This window comes from Vibrio algarum, assembly GCF_028204155.1.
GTDB classification, from domain to species: Bacteria; Pseudomonadota; Gammaproteobacteria; order Enterobacterales; family Vibrionaceae; genus Vibrio; species Vibrio algarum.
In genome coordinates this window covers 1,324,739-1,343,241 of sequence record NZ_JAQLOI010000003.1, presented here as the reverse complement: position 1 = coordinate 1,343,241, position 18,503 = coordinate 1,324,739, and the positions used below count along the sequence as shown (strand labels likewise).

Sequence of the window (18,503 nt, the reverse complement as noted above, 5' to 3'; positions counted from 1 at the left end):
TTAATGTCAATAAAAATTACATGCTTCAGATCTCATTCTTGGAAACTTAGCTACAATTTTTTATGTGACCAATATCTCATAGTATACATAATAAATCTAATCCAGGAATATAAAGGTGAGCAAAATCACACTCTTACTTATGTAATGTGACCTATGTCAAGTTAAATCTATGTTAAATAATTGCACTTGTTTTTTAATTACAACTAAATGTGCTATTTTGTAAATTAACAATACCGCCACGAGCAATAGATATTATGTATATTTTTGGCTACGGAAGCTTACTTAACTCATCATCCAGAAGATTAACCGGACAAACCGGCCCTGCCATTCCTGTCATTATTCATGGATTAATAAGACATTGGACCTTAATAAATGACAGCTATCTTTTATCACCTCTCGCAGTAAGTATTGGTTCTGGTCAAGTTAACGGTGTTTTATTAAAAGTGGATGAGCATACATTAAACGAGTTTGATAAAAGGGAAGCAGGCTACCAACGGATCGAAGTAAAAACTCACAAAGTAGAAACCGTAGAAGAAGAAATAGATAGAACATTAACTATTTGGGTATATGTAACTGAAAATATAATAGCTCCAACGATAGAAATCCCGATAGTTCAAAGCTATGTGGACACCGTTATTGCTGGTTGCTTGGAGGTTTCTGAAAACTTTGCGCAACACTTCGTAGAAAATACTAAAGGTTGGCACCATCCATTAGAAAATGATAGAAACCAACCTAAATATACTCGCCTAGCTGGTGTTACAAGCGCGCATCATGAGCTTATAGACGATTTACTGCTCAAGAGCTCTGCTTATTCTAATTAGTGCTTGCTCCAAAGTTTTACGAGTACAGGCGATATTTATACGTTGGAATCCATTTCCTTCATTACCAAACATAGATCCGCCTTCAAGCAGTACATTCGCTTTTTTTATCATGAGATCATCTAATTGCAATGATGTTAAGCCATACTCACGCAGATCCAACCATATGAAATACGTACCCTGAGGAATAACAAACCTCGCCTTTGGCATATGTTCGTCTATGAAGGTTTTCGCAAAGGCGTAGTTCGCATCAATATACGTTTTTAACTCATCAAGCCATGATTCGCAGAAATTATAAGCCGCTTTTACCGCAACGATACCTAAAGGAGAAGGCATAGAAAAACCAACTTTAGCTTCCCACATCTCTTTAAGATCTTTGTTTTCGATAATTACATTCGACATGTGTAAGCCCGCTAAATTAAAGGTCTTACTCGGTGCTGTACAAGTGATAATTTTGTCAGCATTTGGAAACAATGTCGCCATTGGATAGTGTTTTACTCCTGTACGTACTAGGTCAAAGTGAATCTCATCGCTAATGAGTAACACATTGTTATCTAAACAAATTTGTCCAATTCGTAACAAGTCCTCTTGGCTCCATACATTACCTGTTGGATTATGGGGGCTACAAAAGAACATAATTGTATTATTCGGATTCGTTGCTTTTTTTCTAAATCAACAAAATCAATACTATAAACACCATCGTCTTCTACAAGCGGATTATTGACAATTTGCCTACCAGCTCGCTCAATAACCTTAGCAAACATGTGATAAACAGGGGCTGAATAATAATCCCCTCTTGTTGCTTTGAATAAACTTGAATAATGGTTTCCAGAGCTGGAATAACACCACTAGTAAGAAATATATCTTCACTGCGAACAGACCAGTCAAATTTTTTAAAAACCAATTCTGAACGCTTTCATAATAACTTGGTTCAGCCATACTATAACCGAAGATTTTTTCATCAACACGCTGTGCTATCGCTTCGATAATTTCTGGAGCGCAGGCAAAATCCATATCAGCAACCCAAAGCGGTATCGTGTTTTCATTTGCATAAGGAGAAATCTTCTTCATAAATTCCCACTTAGCAGAATTAGTCCCTTCTCTATCTATACAACTATCAAAATTGTACTTTGCCATCCTAGCGCCCTTAATTTAATAACATGTTGAATTATTTATACTACTTATGATTAAACAATGCAGTTATTTTATTGGGCGGTTGGGGAATTTCTAAGATTTCATAGGAAGTGATTGAAATTATGCTGCGTATACAGTTTGGTCTTTACCATTTGACTTAGCTTGATAAAGCGCCTTATCTACCTCTTCTAGAATGTCTACCACTGAATGCTTTATCTGTGGAATAATCGTTACAACACCGATGCTAATGGTAAGAGTCGACTTAATTAAAGAACCATCATGGCGAAACTGCAATGCTTCTATTTGCTTGTGAATCCGCCTCGCAACAAGATCAGCCTTATCGTTGTCCGTGTCTGACAATATAAAAGCAAACTCTTCTCCACCGATCCTAAACACCCTATCCTCTGTATCAGAAACTGACCGCTCCAATGCACTCGCCACCAAGACCAGAGCCTTGTCACCCTCACTATGACCATATATATCGTTAAGTTTTTTGAATTCATCAATATCGCAAAACATAATAGTTAACGGTTGTTGCTTTTCAATATGCAGTTGCCAAAGGCCTTCTAAGTTTTCATCAAAATATCGTCGATTTCCAACCCCTGTAAGTCCGTCAATTAAGCTTAATCGTCTAAATTCATTTTTTGCTTGTTTGAGTTTTTCTTTAGCCAGTTCACTTTCTGTAATATCTCTCGCAATTATAAATAGGCCTTTTCTATTCGTAATTTGGTCGGTATACGCAAACTTACGCGCTTCCATCCACTGCTTATCACCTTTCTCATCCGTAACTTCATCAATAATATGAAACTCTCTTCCCGTTTCTAAGACATTTCTATCAGAATAAGCAAATTTTTCAGCTATATTTTTCGGTGCTACTTGATCTAATGTCCGTCCTAGTAAATCTTCTGGTAACTCTATTCCCAATGCTTTCACAAAAGCAGGATTACACGCTTCATATACTAAGTTTTCGTCCATCATCCCAATGGCATCGGGGATGTTTTGAATAATATTATGTAATAACGCTTTATTGCCAAGTGAGCGATTACGGTTAGATTCATCGACAAGATTTAAATTTACCGAGACCTGCCAACACCTCTGCCCTTTAAACCACATTCTCTTGCCGATAAACGTATAGGAATGTTTTAAGTGATTGAATTCATGTGCGTAAACGAAAGAGTTTAGACCTGTTTGTTTTTGTATAAACAAAATAAATTGAGGTGGGAGTGTTGAAATATCTTTGCTAGAAATGCCAAGTAATGCATCATCTTTTAGTAAAGGATTAATAAAAATAATTTGGCCTTCATCAGTCACCATAAAAAATGGAGATGAACTTGCCATGATCGCTTTCGATGCACCTGCATGATATGTCACCAAAAGAATACTAACTAAAACAGTGAAACCGAAAACAGCGTTGAAAACATCCATATACCCAACCAGTTTAATGCAACGACACACTTATATTTCGGCGTATTATAACTGACTAAATTTCCAACATGTAAGGGTTTTAGTAGAAAACTGTTATATCCGGCAGTTTTGCAGAAAAAAACAGCGCCTAATTGGCGCTGTTTTTATCTATATTAAATAATGTTTTAGATTAACGACACCGCATCTTGAGCGATAACCAACTCTTCGTTGGTTGGAATTACCATAGCGATAGGTCCACCGTCTTCTGTAATGATGCCACTTGCGCCAAATCTCGCAGCTTCATTAGCCGCTTTATCTTCCTTATAACCAAGAAGTTTAAGGTAACCAAGAATTTTACTACGGATAGGTAAAGAGTTTTCACCAATACCACCTGTGAAAATTATTCCGTCTAACGAGTCTAAACAGACCATGTATGAGGAAATAAATTTGGCAACACGATAAGTAAATACTTCAAATGCTAATGTTGCCCCTTCGTGGCCCTCTTCCATCGCATCAAGTATGCCTCTAGCATCACTTGTTAAACCAGATACACCCAAGAAACCTGATTTTTTGTTCAACGTGTCGAAGACTTCGTCTTGCGTCCAACCCTTTTTCAAAAGAAATTCAATAACTCCTGGGTCTAGATCACCACTTCGCGTACCCATCATTAGCCCAGCTAATGGAGTAAAGCCCATTGAGGTATCTACGCTTTGACCATCTTTAATTACGCAAACGGATGCGCCGTTTCCAAGGTGAACAGAAATAAAGCTAGCCTTATCTATTGGCTTGTCTAACATTTTTGCCGCTTCTCTACTAACGTAAAAGTGGCTAGTTCCGTGGAAACCATATCTACGAATTGCATACTTCTCATACAACTCGTGCGCAATACCACCTGTAAACGCTTTAGCAGGCATAGTTTGGTGAAATGCGGTATCAAACACGGCAACTTGAGGTAACGATGGAAAGGCTTCTAAAGCGGCACGAATACCAAGCAAGTTAGCAGGGTTGTGTAATGGCGCTAAATCCTGAACTGCTTCAATATCTTTTATTGTTTGTTCAGTAATAAGAACTGACTTAGTGAACGTTTCCCCACCATGCACAACGCGGTGCCCAACAGAAACAATGTTTTCTGTTAAACCTAATTCATTGACTAAATCAACGAGCATACTGATAGCAGCTTGGTGATGATTACCTTCGTCTGTGATTGCAACTTCTTTCTTCTCACCTTGATATTTCCAACTCATTCTAGAGTCTTCTAAACCAAAGCATTCGCCTAAACCACTCAATACAGCTTCACCCGAAATAGTGTCGATTACCGCGAATTTCAAAGATGAACTACCAGAGTTGATTACAAGCACAAACTTATTTGCCATGAGACAGATTTCCTTTATAGACTATTTTAGCACCGACGTGCCCCCTTTCCACGAACCATTATTCAATAATTTTTTAATCTTTCAACTTTTATTGATGGAGAATTTGAAGGGGCGACGATTTTATTGACGCAGATCAAATATTAAATTTATACGAGCATCAAATTTAATGCAATTAAACTGATATTTTATGCCTAATTATTCACGTAGTTTCTTAATGACGAAGCCCACATGTTAAGTAATTGTTGTCAGATAAAATCAAAACGGCAATACTCCCACTTATTAATGCAAAACTTAGGGACAAGATATGCAATTAATCATAGGAAACAAAAACTACTCTAGTTGGTCACTACGTGCATGGTTAATGGTAAATAAAGCCGAATTAACATTTGAAGAAATATTGTTACCACTGGATACACCCGAATTTTATAGAGAGATCACCAAGTTTAATCCGGCGGCGAAAGTACCCACGTTAGTTGATAACAAAGTGACTGTTTGGGATTCATTGGCGATTTGTGAGTATATCAACGAAACCTATATGAATGGACGAGCCTTACCTAAGGACCCTGTTGAAAGGGCCTATGCTCGGTCCATTTCAGCTGAAATGCACTCCGGATTTAATGCGCTCCGAAACGAAATGCCAATGAATATAAGGGCGACACGATTTATAGAACTGAGTGAACAAGCGCTCAAGGATATACAGCGTATCGATCAAATCTGGTCAAATCAAATGAACATGGTAGATGGTGGGTGTGGGTGGCTCTTCGAGAAATGGTCTATAGCCGACATGATGTTCGCTCCTGTTGTGATGCGATTTAAAACTTATCAGGTTAAGCTATCACCTTTAGCGCAGCAATATCTGGATTTTGTACTTACAGATCCAGACCTTAACCGGTGGATAGATGAGGCGTTAAAGGAAACTCTTATCGTTGAAATCGATGAGGCGGGTATCGATGTATGATTTAAATTAGGACAAACAAACAGGCACAAAAAAGCCGAGCTCATCGCTCGGCTTTTCATTCAATTATGCTTCGCTGCGAGCGCCACCACGGTTGGCTTTCTCTCCACGGTAACTACCGCGATTATCACCACCACGATTGCGGTCAAAACGACGTTCACCATCTTTTCCACCACGATTGTTTCCACGAGCACCATCACGGTTTCCACGGTAACCACCACCATCACGACGACCACCTTCACTTCCGCGGCCTCCACGTGATTCACGGAAATCAGTGAAGTCACAAACAACTGCACCCACTTCTTTTTGGCGAATACGTAACTTACGTAGCTTTCCTGTGGTGTCAGAATTCATTGCTTTTGGTAGCTGAACAAAGGTATGACCTTGAGCAAGTTTAATTGCACCAATAGAACCTTTTGTTAGGCCAAGTTCGTTAGCTAGTGCGCCAACGATATCTTTAACCTGAACGCCTTGATCACGACCAACTTGTAATTGGTATGTTTCCCAATCTTTGTTTTCGCCACCAAAATTACGGCCTTCGCTACGGCGTCCATCACGATCCCCACCATCACGGCGATCTTTACGACGTTGTTTTTCACGCTCAATCGCAGCCGTCATAGGGTCTGGACCTTTGTAGAATAAAGGCGTTTTACCTTGAGCACGTTTTAGTAGCATCGCCGCTAATGTAGTCGCATCGATTTCAAGAGACTCTTGAAGTTTAGCTACCAACTCTGCAAAATTTTCTAGAGATGCATTTTCTTTTTCACTATTTAATTCAGCACCTAGCTTAGCTAAACGTGACTCAGCAACTTGATCACGTAATGGAAGTTGAATCTCTTCCATGCTTGATCTTGTTACGCGTTCAATAGTGCGCAACATACGAATTTGGTTCGTACGAACGAGTAGAATTGCTTTACCCTTACGACCAGCACGACCAGTACGGCCGATACGGTGGATATATGACTCAACATCGAATGGAATATCGTAGTTAAATACATGTGTAATACGAGGTACATCAAGTCCACGAGCAACAACATCTGTTGCTACTAAAATATCGATAACACCTTTTTTGATATTATCAACAGTACGCTCACGCAAAGACTGCGGAATGTCACCGTGTAGTGCAGAAACTTTAAAGCCACGATCAGACAGGTAATCAGCTAAACGTTCAGTATCTTGACGAGTACGAACGAACACAATCGAGGCATCAGTTTCTTCAGTTTCGAGAAGACGAGTCATTGCTTCGTCTTTTTCTACACCTTTCACTACCCAAAATTGCTGCTCTACTTTTTCAACTGTATGGTTGCTACCCGCTACGTCAACACGCGCTGGATCACGAAGGAATCGATCAACGATTCTCTTAAGCATTGGAGGCATAGTTGCAGAAAATAAAACACGCTGAGCTGTTTCAGGAGCATGCTCCATAATAGCAGTAACGTCATCCACAAAACCCATGTTAAGCATTTCATCGGCTTCATCGAGTACGAATGTTTTCACTTCACCTAGGTGTAAGCGATCACGATTGATCAAGTCTTGTACACGCCCAGGCGTACCGACAACTATATGAGTACCGGATTTAAGAGCGCGCATTTGATCAACAATAGAAGCACCACCATAAATCTCAAGAACTTTAAGGCCCTTAATATTACGACCAAGGTTCTTAACTTCTGCGGCAACTTGTATAGCCAACTCACGTGTTGGAGCAAGTACAATCGCTTGTGGTTTGTATTGCTTTAAGTCAATCTTGTTGAGAACAGGAAGTGAAAACGCGGCAGTTTTACCTGTACCGGTTTGTGCTTTACCTAAAGCATCACGACCTTCTAAAAGGAATGGTATAGATGCAGCTTGAATTGGCGTTGGATTAACGAAACCCATTTCGTTAAGCGCAGACAATAGGGTGTCATTCAGCTCTAAGTCACTGAATTGAATATTGGAATCTTGCATTAGGATCCTACTTTATCAAATAAATCATCGGTCCCATGTGCTCTTCCAATTCCAATACTTCAATGGTTGTACGAACCATCCGCACTAAATCCATTCAGATGCACTGAGTATATAAAAACGCATCAAGCCGCTAGGGACATATCTAAGGGGGCGCATAATGCCTCAATTCTGGACAAAAATCCAGAAAAAATTGAAATCCATCACACTTTTATTTAATTTCAGTGAAATTGTTTATCAAATCGTCATTTTCTTGACATAAGTCTCTTTATTGATGAAAAAACACCAAAAAGTTTAAGGTCAATTCAATGCAACTAGTAGTAAATATAGGTGGTTGTGATTATAGTTAGCACAGAATACCCAGGCAGAATGAAAATAAATGTTTCAAGATAACCCCCTATTAGCTCAGCTAAAGCAACAGATAAAAGAAAACATCCCTAAGAAAGAAGGCACGATCAAGGCTACAGAACGAGGATTTGGCTTTCTCGAAGTCGATAGTAAAAACAGCGTTTTTATCCCTCCACCTCAAATGAAAAAGTGCCTACATGGGGACAAAGTCGTTGCACTGATCCGTAACGAAAACGAAAAAGAGTTCGCCGAACCAGATCAGCTTATTGAGCAGGGGCTCACTCGATTCATTGGCCGGGTAAAGTTTTTAAAGGACGACTCAATGTAGTGCCCGATAAACAACAATACAAAAAGCTCTCTCTAAAAGCGAAAGCAAGAAAAGGACTTAACCCGGAAACCTTAAAAGAAGGAGACTGGGTCGTGGCTCACCTTACCGGCCATCCACTTAAAGGTGACAATGGTTTTTTTGTGGAAATTAGTGAAAAAATCACAGATGCCGATGACCAGATTGCACCATGGTGGGTAACCTTAGCAGAAAATGACCTTCCAAATACAGAACCAGAAAGCACACAAGACTGGCAGGCATTAGATGAGCCAAATCTTACGCGTATAGATATGACTGAAGTGCCATTTGTGACAATAGATGGCGAATCCACCAAAGATATGGATGACGCGTTATATGCTGAAAAACTAGAATCTGGTGGGTACAAACTCACTATCGCTATTGCGGACCCAACAGCCTATATTAGCGCTGACGATGACATGGATAAGGTAGCAAGAGCTCGGGGGTTTACCATCTATTTACCCGGTAAAAACATACCAATGCTACCAAGAGATCTCGCTGACGAACTCTGCTCTCTTTTAGAAGGTGCAATACGTCCTGTCTTATGTTGTAGCGTCAGTATTTCTACAGATGGCTCTATTGGCGATGACATAGAATTTTTCGCGGCCAATATAAAATCACATGCTAGGCTCAGTTATAACAATGTCTCTAACTGGTTAGAAAATACGGCCTCAGAGCGGTGGCAACCAGATAGTATAATTTCGGAAGTGCTTCTTACCTTAGCAGAATTCGCTAATGCTCGTACTGCATGGCGAGAAAACAACGCAGTAGTATTCAAAGATCGACCAGATTATCGTTTTGAACTGAGCGAAACGAACGAAGTTATTGCGATACATGCTGAAGAACGTAGAAGTGCAAATAGGCTCGTGGAAGAAGCGATGATTACAGCCAACATATGTGCTGGTACCGTTCTGAAAAAGCAATTTAACACGGGTATTTTCAATACTCACGCAGGGTTTAAGCCTGAAAGAATTAAAGAGATTGTTAAACTGGTTAACGCTGAAGGAGAAAATGACTTCAGCACGGAAGAACTCACATCATTGGAAGGCTTTAGTGCTCTTCGACGCTGGTTGTCTAACCTAGAGACAAACTATCTCGATAATAGGTTAAGAAAACACCAAACATTTAGTGAATTTAGCCATAAGCCGTCTGAACATTTCGCCATGGGCCTCGATACCTATGCCACTTGGACTTCACCCATTCGAAAATATGGCGACATGATTAATCACCGCCTATTGAAAGACTATATCTTAAACCGCGAACCGACCCAATTACCCGATGATAAAATTAGTGACGAGCTTGCTATCCACCGAAAACACCACAAAATCGCAGAACGAAATATAGCTAACTGGTTATACGCTCTAACGCTGCTAAATGAGCCGAAAGAAGAAACCGTCTTCAAAGGTGAAATATTTGATATAAATAGAGCTGGTATGCGTGTTCGTATTTTAGAAAATGGAGCCACTGGTTTTGTACCAGCATCACTTATTATGCCGAATAAAGAAAGAATTGAGTGTAATAGTGACACAGGTACGGTATCTATCGACAACGATCACGTTTACAAGCTTGGCGATGTGCTAGAAATAGTACTTACGGAAGTAAATTTAGAAAACCGTAATATTGTTGCTAAACCTTATCAACCTATTAGCGAACTAGAAAAATCTGAGCCGAATACGAAATCGTAATAATATTTACTCTCTAATAAGGTGCTCAATAGCACCTTATTACTATTATTCAATGTGAGTCTATGTCGAGAATAAAAGTCTATAAACATGATATTTTTGTTGCCCGCAAAGCAACACGTTATCCAACCACTCAATGTGGGCTGATTTTCGTTAAAGAGGGTCAGGTAACCTACAAAACCAAAGAAAACCTTCCCAGAACGCTTTCTGCTGGTGATTTCACTATTTACCACTCTGATCGAATAAGAGCTCTGGAGTCGCATGCGGATAATGGTAAGTTCAATGCGGATATCATTACCTTTGAACCTAGTTTATTTAGGCAGTTTTGCGACAATCTTCATCTTTCTATCGCTCAAACAACAGACAGTGAAGTGCATAGCTATGCGTTAAATGAATCACACGAAATCGCAAATGATATTCTAACTATTCTGCTTAAAGCCAAAGATAGTGGTGCAAGCACAGAGTCCATGTTGGAGTCTTTAGCTCAAGCGCTAATATACGAAATTCTTTCTATCGAACCTAACTTTCAAACTATGGTTCGCAGCGCATGTGACCAAGGTACTGCAGAGAAAGTCATCGGTTTTATAGAAATTAATATAGAAGGTGATGTTTCGTTAGAATCGACCGCAAGCTTCTTAGGTATGTCCATCGCTACGCTAAAAAGGCGTTTAGCCGCCGAGGGCTTAAGTTTTTCTCAGATTTTAAAAATTAAACGTGTAAACCATGCGGCTACGAAACTGAGATTAAGTAACAAGTCCATCGCACAAATAGCCATAGAATCAGGGTTTAAAAGTGCTGCTCACTTCAGTACAGCTTTTAAAGGTGTGCAGGGTATGACACCAAAAGAGTTTAGACAACATGTTAAAAAGGGCTAAAAAGAGAACCAGTCAGGTTCTCTTTTAAGTATCCACTTAACGATATTCACCAAATAATTTGGTATGGATCCAACTCTATTTCATTAAGTAAATGAGTAAACTCTGCATTCGGTTGCAACTTTGGATAGGGTATCCACGCTAACAACTCCGTGCTACCTTCTTCTCTTTCAGCTAGGTACAAATTCCACAAATTTTTGTCGTGATCATATTCTAGTTTTGCGATTGGGAACTCAGCGTTTATGTGAGATGAATCTAACAAAAAGCAGAGTTTAGAAAATATAACACCTTCACTGTATATTTCATATTGTACCTTTCCCATCTCAGCTAAGATGCTCTGATTACGGCTTGAACACATGGCTCTAACCGCTTTTTCTAGACGAAATTGTTCTATCTCAGATATATGCATGCATTACACCAAATAAAAACTACTGCCTACTTAACTATAAACCCTATCTCATGAAACACACTTAAAGTTACAAATAAAAGTATAAACTACATCCCATTCATAAAAATGTAATACCTCTTAAATACAATTTGCGCTGGAATTATTTATATTTAGGAGTTTTTATGTTTCGTGTTGTTTTAGCGACTCTGCTGTCAGCGACCGTTTTACTTCCAGTTGCTAATGCTAAACAAGTTACTATTTCAGGTTCGACTTCTGTATCACGCATCATGGAGGTGATTGCTGATGAGTTTAATGCCACACATGACTCATCATACATTGCTGTCCAAGGCATAGGCTCGACCGCCGGCATCACCCTAGTTGATAAAGGTGTTTCAGAAATTGGTATGAGTTCGCGTTACCTTAATGAAGGTGAATACTCAGAGCAACTAACCGTATTAACCATCGCTTATGATGGGTTGGGTGTCGTAGTCAACCACGCAAACAAAGTTGAAGACATTAGCCGCAAACAACTTTTCGATATATATAAAGGCAATATCACTAATTGGAAACAGCTAGGTGGCGACGATCTCCCTATTGCGGTTGTCACTCGAGAGTTATCTTCTGGATCGCGCTCAAGTTTTGAATCACTGCTTGGATTAACTCGTGTAATAAATAAACACCAAGTATCAGATATAAACCCGACTAACCTCGTCGTTAGCAGCAATAGTATGGTCAAGACTATCGTCAATCATAACCCTCAAGCGATAGGTTTTATTTCTGATGGTTCTGTTGATAACACAGTAAAAGAACTTATGTTCGAAGGCATAACCGCTAGCCAGGAAAACATTCGTGATAAAAAATACCAGCTTTCTAGACCTTTCATTATTTTCTATAAAACTGATACCATTAGCAAAGATGGAAAAGAGTTCATACAGTTTTTAAAATCAGAACGCGCCAATGAACTTATTTTGCAATATGGATACATTCCAGCGAAGAACTAGTACCAGTAAATAAGAAAAGTATCTAATCAGTACATGAATGTGATGGACACAATAGGCTGGAAGCTCTATATCGATGTCTTAATGCCTAAAGAACCACATTCATATAGTTCAAAAACTTAATTAGAACGAGACACTGAAACAAAAAAGAGCTGTTAATAAACAGCTCTTTTTTTGAAATCTAGTTACTCTTAAAAATAAAGTCTAACCACTGAAATAACAACACATCCGGGACGACGAACTCCGTCTATTTCTACTTTCAGTTCACGTTCGACTTCAATACCTTTCTTGATAGGCGTTACTTTTAACAACTTACTTCGAGTGCGAATCTTATTTCCGGCTTTTACTGGGTATGGAAAGCGTACTTGATTCAGTCCCACATTTACCACTAATCGAGCCGCAGGAAATAGAGGGTTATCCGCATCAACACTATCCGTCATTTTTGAAAGCATCGATAAAGTCAAAAAACCGTGAGCAATTGTGGTTTTAAAAGGGGACTCTTCTGCTGCACGTTCTGGATCAGTGTGAATCCATTGCATGTCTTCAGTCACTTGACCAAAAGAATTAATACGTTCTTGTTCGATATGTACCCAATCACCTACATGAATTTCTTGATCTAGTTTTTCATGAAGTTCATTGAAAGTCGCTAAAGCTTCATCACTTAAATTGAAACTTTCTTGATCGGTTGGTTTAACCCCTTCATTAACTGCAGGAACCATTGAGTGATCTCGAAACCAATGCAGTATAGGGCTTTCATTTGCTTTATTAACAAGATCACTCCAGTAATCTCTAATCGCAGGCGACATGAGTTCTTTGATCTCCAAGTGATGCTTGGTCAAAGATTCTCCTCTGTGCTTGAGAATATCAACAACTTTCATATAAACCTCTGAAAATAGAAGCTCGTTCACCGAGCAGTAACGCTTAATTTTGACCTTGTTCACACTTTCATGCAAACACTTTCGAGCGCACAGGTGTATTCTGACTTAGTTAATCTTATTTAATAACAATTGGATACCTAATAAAACATTATTTTATTAATATTTTTGAAAACACAAAAAACATACACATTGTTTACAATATTAATACAAAAAATGATAGTAAACGAAGAATACAGTGATAGAAGCTACCTTATTTCACTACCACTTATTAAATAATCGACCAACGATATTTGGATGATAGTTCCAACAATGGTCGAACATAGCCATTAGCTGTGGGTTCCCATATTTAGAAAGACTGATAGCATGAAAACGATTTTTCTTAGATTGCAATGAAGAGACCATTTCTAAGATAACTTCTGGCTGTTTAGGCGCGATAAAATCAGAGATAACCACCATATCAGCGTTGCGGTACCGCCCTTCCGTCATTAACTCTACCGATTTAATAATAACTGGGTCCAAATCAGTACCACCATGAAACTGGTACGAAAGAAAATCACTGGCTTCTCTTAAACCATCTGCTTTAGTTAGCTCATAGGTGATCTGCTCAGTGGAAAAAAGTATAACGAAACAGTCCCTATTTTCAGCAAGTGCAATTTGCATCAGAGCATAAGCCATCGCTTTAGCGCACTGCTCAGGAAATCCACTCATTGAGCCCGAGGCATCAACACAGATAATAAATGGTCCTTTCTCGATGTCGATTTTCCTATTTTCCGGTTTTTGCGATTTGATTTTTCTAAGTTTGCGGGCTTTTCCTTTCACTTTATAATTCATCAAGCGCTTGTCGACTAGATGCTTATAAAAGATTACTTCTAGTTCAGGATACGCTAAAAACATCGTTTCATTAGGTAGCATCCGACTCAGATCATCACTTTCATGAATTCCAACAATATCATCCACGGCCTCGTCGCTTTTTTCTTCGACCATTTTTAACTCTTCTGCTGGGTTCTTCTCTAAATCAGGATCACTCACATCACTTGCCATTCGCCCAAGTTTCTCTGCAATCGCTTGTAGGTCACCATTTTTTTTCAGAAACTCTGCGTACCGTTTCATCGACGCAACATCACCTTTTGAAAGCTTAGCTGCCGCCATATCCCACAAGCGACCAACCTTAACGGCATCCCCTTCTTCAGTAACATTTTGTAGAGTTTGCATCGTCTCAATACGTTGATAAAGATCCGCTAAAAATTTTTCTTTATCCGATTCAAGTTCGGCTATCTCAGCCTGTTTAATCGCTTTGGAAAGGCTTTTATACCATTGTTCGCAAAAGTAGTGTGGAAACATAGGGTTATATACACCTTTGTTTCGCTCTAACAATTTTTTTGCTTTCGAGTAGAAAGGAGAATGCCATTGCAGTTGATTTACAATTTCAGGGGCTTTTTCAAAAAAGGTTTCTTCATCATAGTAAATAACCTCTTGATAAAGATTAAGCTCAGTAAGCAAACGTTCAGTTTCACATGCTTTTGTGATTTTCCTTTTTACCCCATTACGCCACTTGGTGACCTGATTATTGACCGACGCTTTTAAGGCCCTATTTTGTGGGATCATTAAAACCTGAGAACGTCCAATGAGATCATTCACTGCCGTATCAATGATGCCAGACTCCGCCACCATCATAATAAGATTTAATCCATCAGCCCCTAACATCGTTTATCCCTAAGCAAAATACTGGTCCAAACTTTTGATTCTTTGCGTCACCTTGTCACTATCTAATTTGATATTGTCCAGATCTTCCATCAACGATTGTAAACTGCTTTCCATTTTGGCGGGCAATCGGTCATCAATAAAGCTATGCGGTAGAGCACCATGAAAATCAGAACGTACTTTGCGTAAATGATGTTCAGCTTCTGTCAGCTGTTTTATTGCTGACTCTGCCTTTTCGCACCATTCGCCATAAAGAGTAGAATCAAGCCCTTGATTAGTCACAAGGCCCGCTAAAACAGAACGATTCGCGATATCTTTGACTACCAAGCTATCTGAGACATTCATATCAAATCGGATACGGCAAAGGTTACTGTTTTGATTAACATAACCGTAAGCATCTCCGCCCCCTTCCTTAATCACTTTTTCTAGTTCATCTTTCGCGACATAGATCCAGCGACTGTCTCCTTTTTCGGACTCATTAACGGACATATTGCTTTGTAAAAGTACGAGCTTTAATAACCCCTTAGCATTTCCAACGCTATACATTTTTGCGTTAGAAATATCGGTGCTATAACCACCTTTGCGCAAAATACCCGTTGCCACTTCATTAACCAAAGTGATACTGAATTGGGATTCAAGTTCATCTTGTATCGCAGCTAAACCTTCTCGGCATACAGTTATTTGCTGTCCAATCACATGCTGATCAAAGGCATAATTTATAGCAAACTCCTCAATTACCTCTTGAACGAGTTGTCGCGACTCAGGGCTATGCCATAGACAGTCTTTTAGCAGTAATAGAATCGAGAGGATTAATCGAATCACGTCCGTTAAAATAAGCACTCGCTTTTAATAATTTAACGGCTTTTTTCCACCGCCTATCGGATACATATAACTCCGAACCAAATGTGTTTACACTGGTCTCTTCGCCTCTTTTTTCAAGTAGGTTTTTAAGCTCATATATTTTTTCAAAACATTCATCATTGAGTTCGAGAGTGTCTAATTCACGTTTCCAGAGATGATATTCTTCATCGGTGATGGCAAGACCTTCAGGTATTGTTGCTTCTTGTTCAGTCCCCGTCACCAGCATCGCTTTAAAATTTTGTTTATTTTGAATTCGATTAACAAAGATACGCACTAGCATTCTATCGTAGAGTGCTTCTAAACCACTGTCTTCATCAGGTAGTTCGTTCGAAGCCGAGACAAGCAATCGCATTGGTACTTGTTGAATTTCATTACCATTCTTAAAGGTTTTTTCATTTACTACGGTAAGTAACGTATTAAGTATGGCAGGCCCTGCCTTCCAGATTTCATCTAAAAAAACCACTTGGGCTTGAGGCAAATACCCTTCTGTCAAACGAACATACCGACCATTGTCCTTAAGTTCTTGAATACTCAATGGACCAAAAACCTCTTCAGGCGTTGAGAACCGAGTCATGAGATATTCGAAATAGCTACTATTATCAAAAGCTTGAATTAGACGCTTTGCAATGAGGCTTTTGGCTATTCCCGGAGGGCCTAATAAGAAAACACTCTCTCCAGATAATGCTGCTAACAAGCACAGTTTTATCGTATCTTCTCTTTCATATACACCATAAGAAAGGGCCTTGACCAATTTATTGATTCGTTCTGATAGCAGTGCTTTTTGAGCATGAGATGCTCTTAAGGATGTTGTCATAGATAAGCCGTAAATAATTACTCAGAAAAAACTGAATGTATTTGTTATTAAACTGTTACGTTACAGAACACAGTATCGTTAAAAAATATGTATTGTCTATAATTCGTTAAGACAACTGGCAACCTTACACATGTTATAGTTGCTAAATGTGCCATTGGTCACTTCTGTATTGCGACAGAATTTCTGGTGACGTAGGATGATAGCAGCTATCTATCCCAATTATTTTCGAGATTATTGTTTTCACTTATCACTATGCAAAAGCACCTATATGGCCCAAAGAACATAAATATGTCTAAATTGATTCATAAATGGAAGCAACTTTCACTCATAGAGAGTGACATCGAACTTCCCAATCAAAAGAAAGTTACTCACACAACGATTACGCATCCCGGCGCTACCGTGATATTGCCCTTATTTTCAAACGGTAACCTCCTTTTGCTTAAACAATTTCGCCCATCTATAAATGATTGGTTATACGAACTCCCTGCCGGGACATTAGAATCCGGAGAATTGCCGTTGGATTGTGCTATGCGTGAATTAGAAGAAGAAACCCATTACAGTGCCAATCATTTCCAATACATCGGCGAGCTAATTCCTCTTGCAGGTTTTTGCGATGAAGTACAACACCTTTATATCGCTAAAGAACTTAACAAAACATCCAGATTAACGTGTGATGATGACGAAATAATCGAGGTTCTCTCTCTTACTATTTCAGAAGTAGAACAGATGATTATTGACGGAAAAATTAATGATTCTAAAACTATAGCTTGCTTGTCTAAAGCAAGGCTTTGTGGCTACATTTAATAACAACTATCAGTTGGAAAGGATATATATGGATTTTCGCTCAGATACGGTAACAAGACCTACACAAGCAATGCGCACAGCAATGGCTCACGCAGAAGTTGGAGACGATGTGTATGGTGATGATCCTACTGTTAATGATTTGGAACAATGGGCAGCTGAAAGGCATGGATTTGAAGCGGCTCTTTTTACAACGTCGGGCACTCAAGCAAATTTACTGGGTTTGATGGCACACTGCCAGCGAGGAGATGAATACCTGTGTGGCCAACAGGCACACAATTTTAAATATGAGGCAGGTGGAGCTGCGGTTTTAGGGTCAATTCAACCACAACCAGTGGAAAATAACCCAGATGGCACACTGTGTTTCGATAAGCTCCGTATGGCTATCAAACCCGACGATTTTCACTTTGCCCAAACTAAATTACTCAGCCTAGAAAACACCATCAATGGTAAAGTTTTACCCCTAGCCTATCTACAAAAAGCGCGCAATTTTGTTGACGAACATGGGTTACAATTGCACTTAGATGGCGCTCGCGTTTATAACGCTGCCGTTGCTCTAAATGTCGATATTAAAGAGATCACACAGTATTTTGATTCTATTACTGTGTGTATGTCTAAAGGCCTTTCCGCTCCAGTTGGCTCCTTACTCCTTGGTACAGAAGAATATATTGCTAGAGCAAGAAGAGTGAGAAAAATGCTGGGTGGAGGTATGCGTCAAGCCGGTATTTTAGCAGCCGCCGCAAAACTAGCGTTAACAGAGCAAGTAACGCAATTGGCTACTGATCATGCAAACGCAAAAAGGTTAGCCGTTGGTTTGCAAGGAATTGAATTGTTTAACATCAACCCTGATTACGTTCAAACTAACTTAGTATTCGCAAAAATTGACGACAGCGTGGATATAAACCTACTAGCTGACAAGTTAGCAAAAGAAAACATAATCATTACAGCGACGAACCCCGTTAGGTTTGCCACGCATAAAGATATTTCAACAGAAGATGTCGACACATTAATAGCGAAGTTGTCGGAACTGTGTAACTAGCAGAAGATAAGTAGCATTGCGAACGTTAGTGCGTATTTAGATATTCAAAAAAAAAGCCCTGTTTAAGGCAGTGAAAATAACAGGGCTGTAGGGTTATTCCTTTCCTAATAGTCGTTCCTAATTCATTAAGTAGCCCAGTAGAAGCAATTCTGC

14 protein-coding genes and 2 pseudogenes are annotated in these 18,503 nt (G+C 39.3%); 7 read left to right on the top strand and 9 right to left on the bottom strand.

The features are described 5' to 3' along the window. The first annotated feature begins 254 nt into the window (after nucleotides 1-254). Complete coding sequence (locus tag PGX00_RS21480) at nucleotides 255-821, top strand: gamma-glutamylcyclotransferase family protein (protein ID WP_272140417.1); 567 nt, start codon at nucleotides 255-257, stop codon at nucleotides 819-821. On the opposite strand, the gene PGX00_RS21475 is transcribed toward PGX00_RS21480, so the two are convergent. The 4 genes from PGX00_RS21475 to PGX00_RS21460 all read right to left on the bottom strand — a co-directional run bounded on the left by PGX00_RS21475 (nucleotide 789) and on the right by PGX00_RS21460 (nucleotide 4,729). Next, complete coding sequence (locus PGX00_RS21475; protein ID WP_272140415.1) at nucleotides 789-1,454, bottom strand: MalY/PatB family protein; 666 nt, start codon at nucleotides 1,452-1,454, stop codon at nucleotides 789-791. The genes PGX00_RS21480 and PGX00_RS21475 overlap by 33 nt on opposite strands. A 117-nt stretch (nucleotides 1,455-1,571) precedes the next feature. Then, nucleotides 1,572-1,955, bottom strand: coding sequence for a beta C-S lyase family protein (locus tag PGX00_RS21470; RefSeq protein WP_272140413.1), 384 nt, complete (start codon nucleotides 1,953-1,955; stop codon nucleotides 1,572-1,574). Between the two features lie 117 nt (nucleotides 1,956-2,072). After that, nucleotides 2,073-3,377 (bottom strand): sensor domain-containing diguanylate cyclase, encoded by a 1,305-nt coding sequence (locus PGX00_RS21465; protein ID WP_272140411.1) that lies wholly within the window; start codon nucleotides 3,375-3,377, stop codon nucleotides 2,073-2,075. Nucleotides 3,378-3,541: 164 nt separating this feature from the next. Further along, nucleotides 3,542-4,729 carry an acetate/propionate family kinase gene (locus PGX00_RS21460; RefSeq protein WP_272140409.1) on the bottom strand — a complete coding sequence of 396 codons (1,188 nt, stop codon included), beginning with the start codon at nucleotides 4,727-4,729 and terminating at the stop codon, nucleotides 3,542-3,544. Nucleotides 4,730-5,033: 304 nt separating this feature from the next. On the opposite strand from PGX00_RS21460, the gene PGX00_RS21455 reads away from it, so the two are divergent. Next, nucleotides 5,034-5,687, top strand: coding sequence for a glutathione S-transferase family protein (locus tag PGX00_RS21455; RefSeq protein WP_272140407.1), 654 nt, complete (start codon nucleotides 5,034-5,036; stop codon nucleotides 5,685-5,687). 63 nt (nucleotides 5,688-5,750) lie between these two features. Here PGX00_RS21455 and PGX00_RS21450 read toward each other — a convergent pair whose 3' ends face one another. Further along, a complete protein-coding gene (locus PGX00_RS21450) occupies nucleotides 5,751-7,628 on the bottom strand; it encodes a DEAD/DEAH box helicase (RefSeq protein ID WP_272140405.1) in 1,878 nt (625 codons plus the stop codon). A 376-nt stretch (nucleotides 7,629-8,004) separates the two neighbouring features. On the opposite strand from PGX00_RS21450, the pseudogene rnb reads away from it, so the two are divergent. Beyond that, nucleotides 8,005-10,001, top strand: a pseudogene (rnb, locus tag PGX00_RS21445) (exoribonuclease II). Between the two features lie 62 nt (nucleotides 10,002-10,063). Beyond that, a complete protein-coding gene (locus PGX00_RS21440; protein WP_272140403.1) occupies nucleotides 10,064-10,873 on the top strand; it encodes a helix-turn-helix domain-containing protein in 810 nt (269 codons plus the stop codon). Nucleotides 10,874-10,919: 46 nt separating this feature from the next. Here PGX00_RS21440 and PGX00_RS21435 read toward each other — a convergent pair whose 3' ends face one another. Further along, a complete protein-coding gene (locus tag PGX00_RS21435) occupies nucleotides 10,920-11,279 on the bottom strand; it encodes a DUF3024 domain-containing protein (protein WP_272140401.1) in 360 nt (119 codons plus the stop codon). 161 nt (nucleotides 11,280-11,440) lie between these two features. Here PGX00_RS21435 and PGX00_RS21430 point away from each other — a divergent pair, with 161 nt between their 5' ends. After that, nucleotides 11,441-12,259 carry a phosphate ABC transporter substrate-binding protein gene (locus PGX00_RS21430; RefSeq protein ID WP_272140399.1) on the top strand — a complete coding sequence of 273 codons (819 nt, stop codon included), beginning with the start codon at nucleotides 11,441-11,443 and terminating at the stop codon, nucleotides 12,257-12,259. Between the two features lie 188 nt (nucleotides 12,260-12,447). On the opposite strand, the gene PGX00_RS21425 is transcribed toward PGX00_RS21430, so the two are convergent. From PGX00_RS21425 to PGX00_RS21415, 3 genes and pseudogenes are all read right to left on the bottom strand, one after another. Continuing rightward, entirely contained in the window at nucleotides 12,448-13,134 is a 687-nt protein-coding gene (locus PGX00_RS21425; RefSeq protein ID WP_272140397.1) for a MaoC family dehydratase, read from the bottom strand. Between the two features lie 258 nt (nucleotides 13,135-13,392). Further along, nucleotides 13,393-14,838: an ATPase RavA stimulator ViaA gene (gene viaA, locus PGX00_RS21420; RefSeq protein ID WP_272140395.1), complete on the bottom strand. Its 1,446-nt coding sequence runs from the start codon at nucleotides 14,836-14,838 to the stop codon at nucleotides 13,393-13,395. Nucleotides 14,839-14,847: 9 nt separating this feature from the next. Further along, a pseudogene (locus PGX00_RS21415) lies at nucleotides 14,848-16,510 on the bottom strand (ATPase RavA domain-containing protein). A 288-nt stretch (nucleotides 16,511-16,798) separates the two neighbouring features. Between PGX00_RS21415 and PGX00_RS21410 the strand changes: the two are divergent. Both PGX00_RS21410 and ltaE read left to right on the top strand, forming a co-directional pair. After that, the gene (locus PGX00_RS21410; RefSeq protein WP_272140393.1) at nucleotides 16,799-17,314 is read left to right on the top strand and encodes an NUDIX hydrolase; all 516 of its coding nucleotides are present in this window, start codon (nucleotides 16,799-16,801) and stop codon (nucleotides 17,312-17,314) included. A gap of 28 nt (nucleotides 17,315-17,342) precedes the next feature. Next, nucleotides 17,343-18,350 (top strand): low-specificity L-threonine aldolase, encoded by a 1,008-nt coding sequence (gene ltaE / locus PGX00_RS21405; RefSeq protein WP_272140391.1) that lies wholly within the window; start codon nucleotides 17,343-17,345, stop codon nucleotides 18,348-18,350. Nucleotides 18,351-18,503: the final 153 nt, after the last annotated feature.

Bases quoted from the DNA above. Each gene is read 5' to 3' on its own strand.
- PGX00_RS21480 (WP_272140417.1), top strand. From the start codon at position 255: ATGTATATTTTTGGCTACGGAAGCTTACTTAACTCATCATCCAGAAGA.
- PGX00_RS21475 (WP_272140415.1), bottom strand. From the start codon at position 1,454: ATGTTCTTTTGTAGCCCCCATAATCCAACAGGTAATGTATGGAGCCAA.
- PGX00_RS21470 (WP_272140413.1), bottom strand. From the start codon at position 1,955: ATGGCAAAGTACAATTTTGATAGTTGTATAGATAGAGAAGGGACTAAT.
- PGX00_RS21465 (WP_272140411.1), bottom strand. From the start codon at position 3,377: ATGGATGTTTTCAACGCTGTTTTCGGTTTCACTGTTTTAGTTAGTATT.
- PGX00_RS21460 (WP_272140409.1), bottom strand. From the start codon at position 4,729: ATGGCAAATAAGTTTGTGCTTGTAATCAACTCTGGTAGTTCATCTTTG.
- PGX00_RS21455 (WP_272140407.1), top strand. From the start codon at position 5,034: ATGCAATTAATCATAGGAAACAAAAACTACTCTAGTTGGTCACTACGT.
- PGX00_RS21450 (WP_272140405.1), bottom strand. From the start codon at position 7,628: ATGCAAGATTCCAATATTCAATTCAGTGACTTAGAGCTGAATGACACC.
- PGX00_RS21440 (WP_272140403.1), top strand. From the start codon at position 10,064: ATGTCGAGAATAAAAGTCTATAAACATGATATTTTTGTTGCCCGCAAA.
- PGX00_RS21435 (WP_272140401.1), bottom strand. From the start codon at position 11,279: ATGCATATATCTGAGATAGAACAATTTCGTCTAGAAAAAGCGGTTAGA.
- PGX00_RS21430 (WP_272140399.1), top strand. From the start codon at position 11,441: ATGTTTCGTGTTGTTTTAGCGACTCTGCTGTCAGCGACCGTTTTACTT.
- PGX00_RS21425 (WP_272140397.1), bottom strand. From the start codon at position 13,134: ATGAAAGTTGTTGATATTCTCAAGCACAGAGGAGAATCTTTGACCAAG.
- viaA (WP_272140395.1), bottom strand. From the start codon at position 14,838: ATGTTAGGGGCTGATGGATTAAATCTTATTATGATGGTGGCGGAGTCT.
- PGX00_RS21410 (WP_272140393.1), top strand. From the start codon at position 16,799: ATGTCTAAATTGATTCATAAATGGAAGCAACTTTCACTCATAGAGAGT.
- ltaE (WP_272140391.1), top strand. From the start codon at position 17,343: ATGGATTTTCGCTCAGATACGGTAACAAGACCTACACAAGCAATGCGC.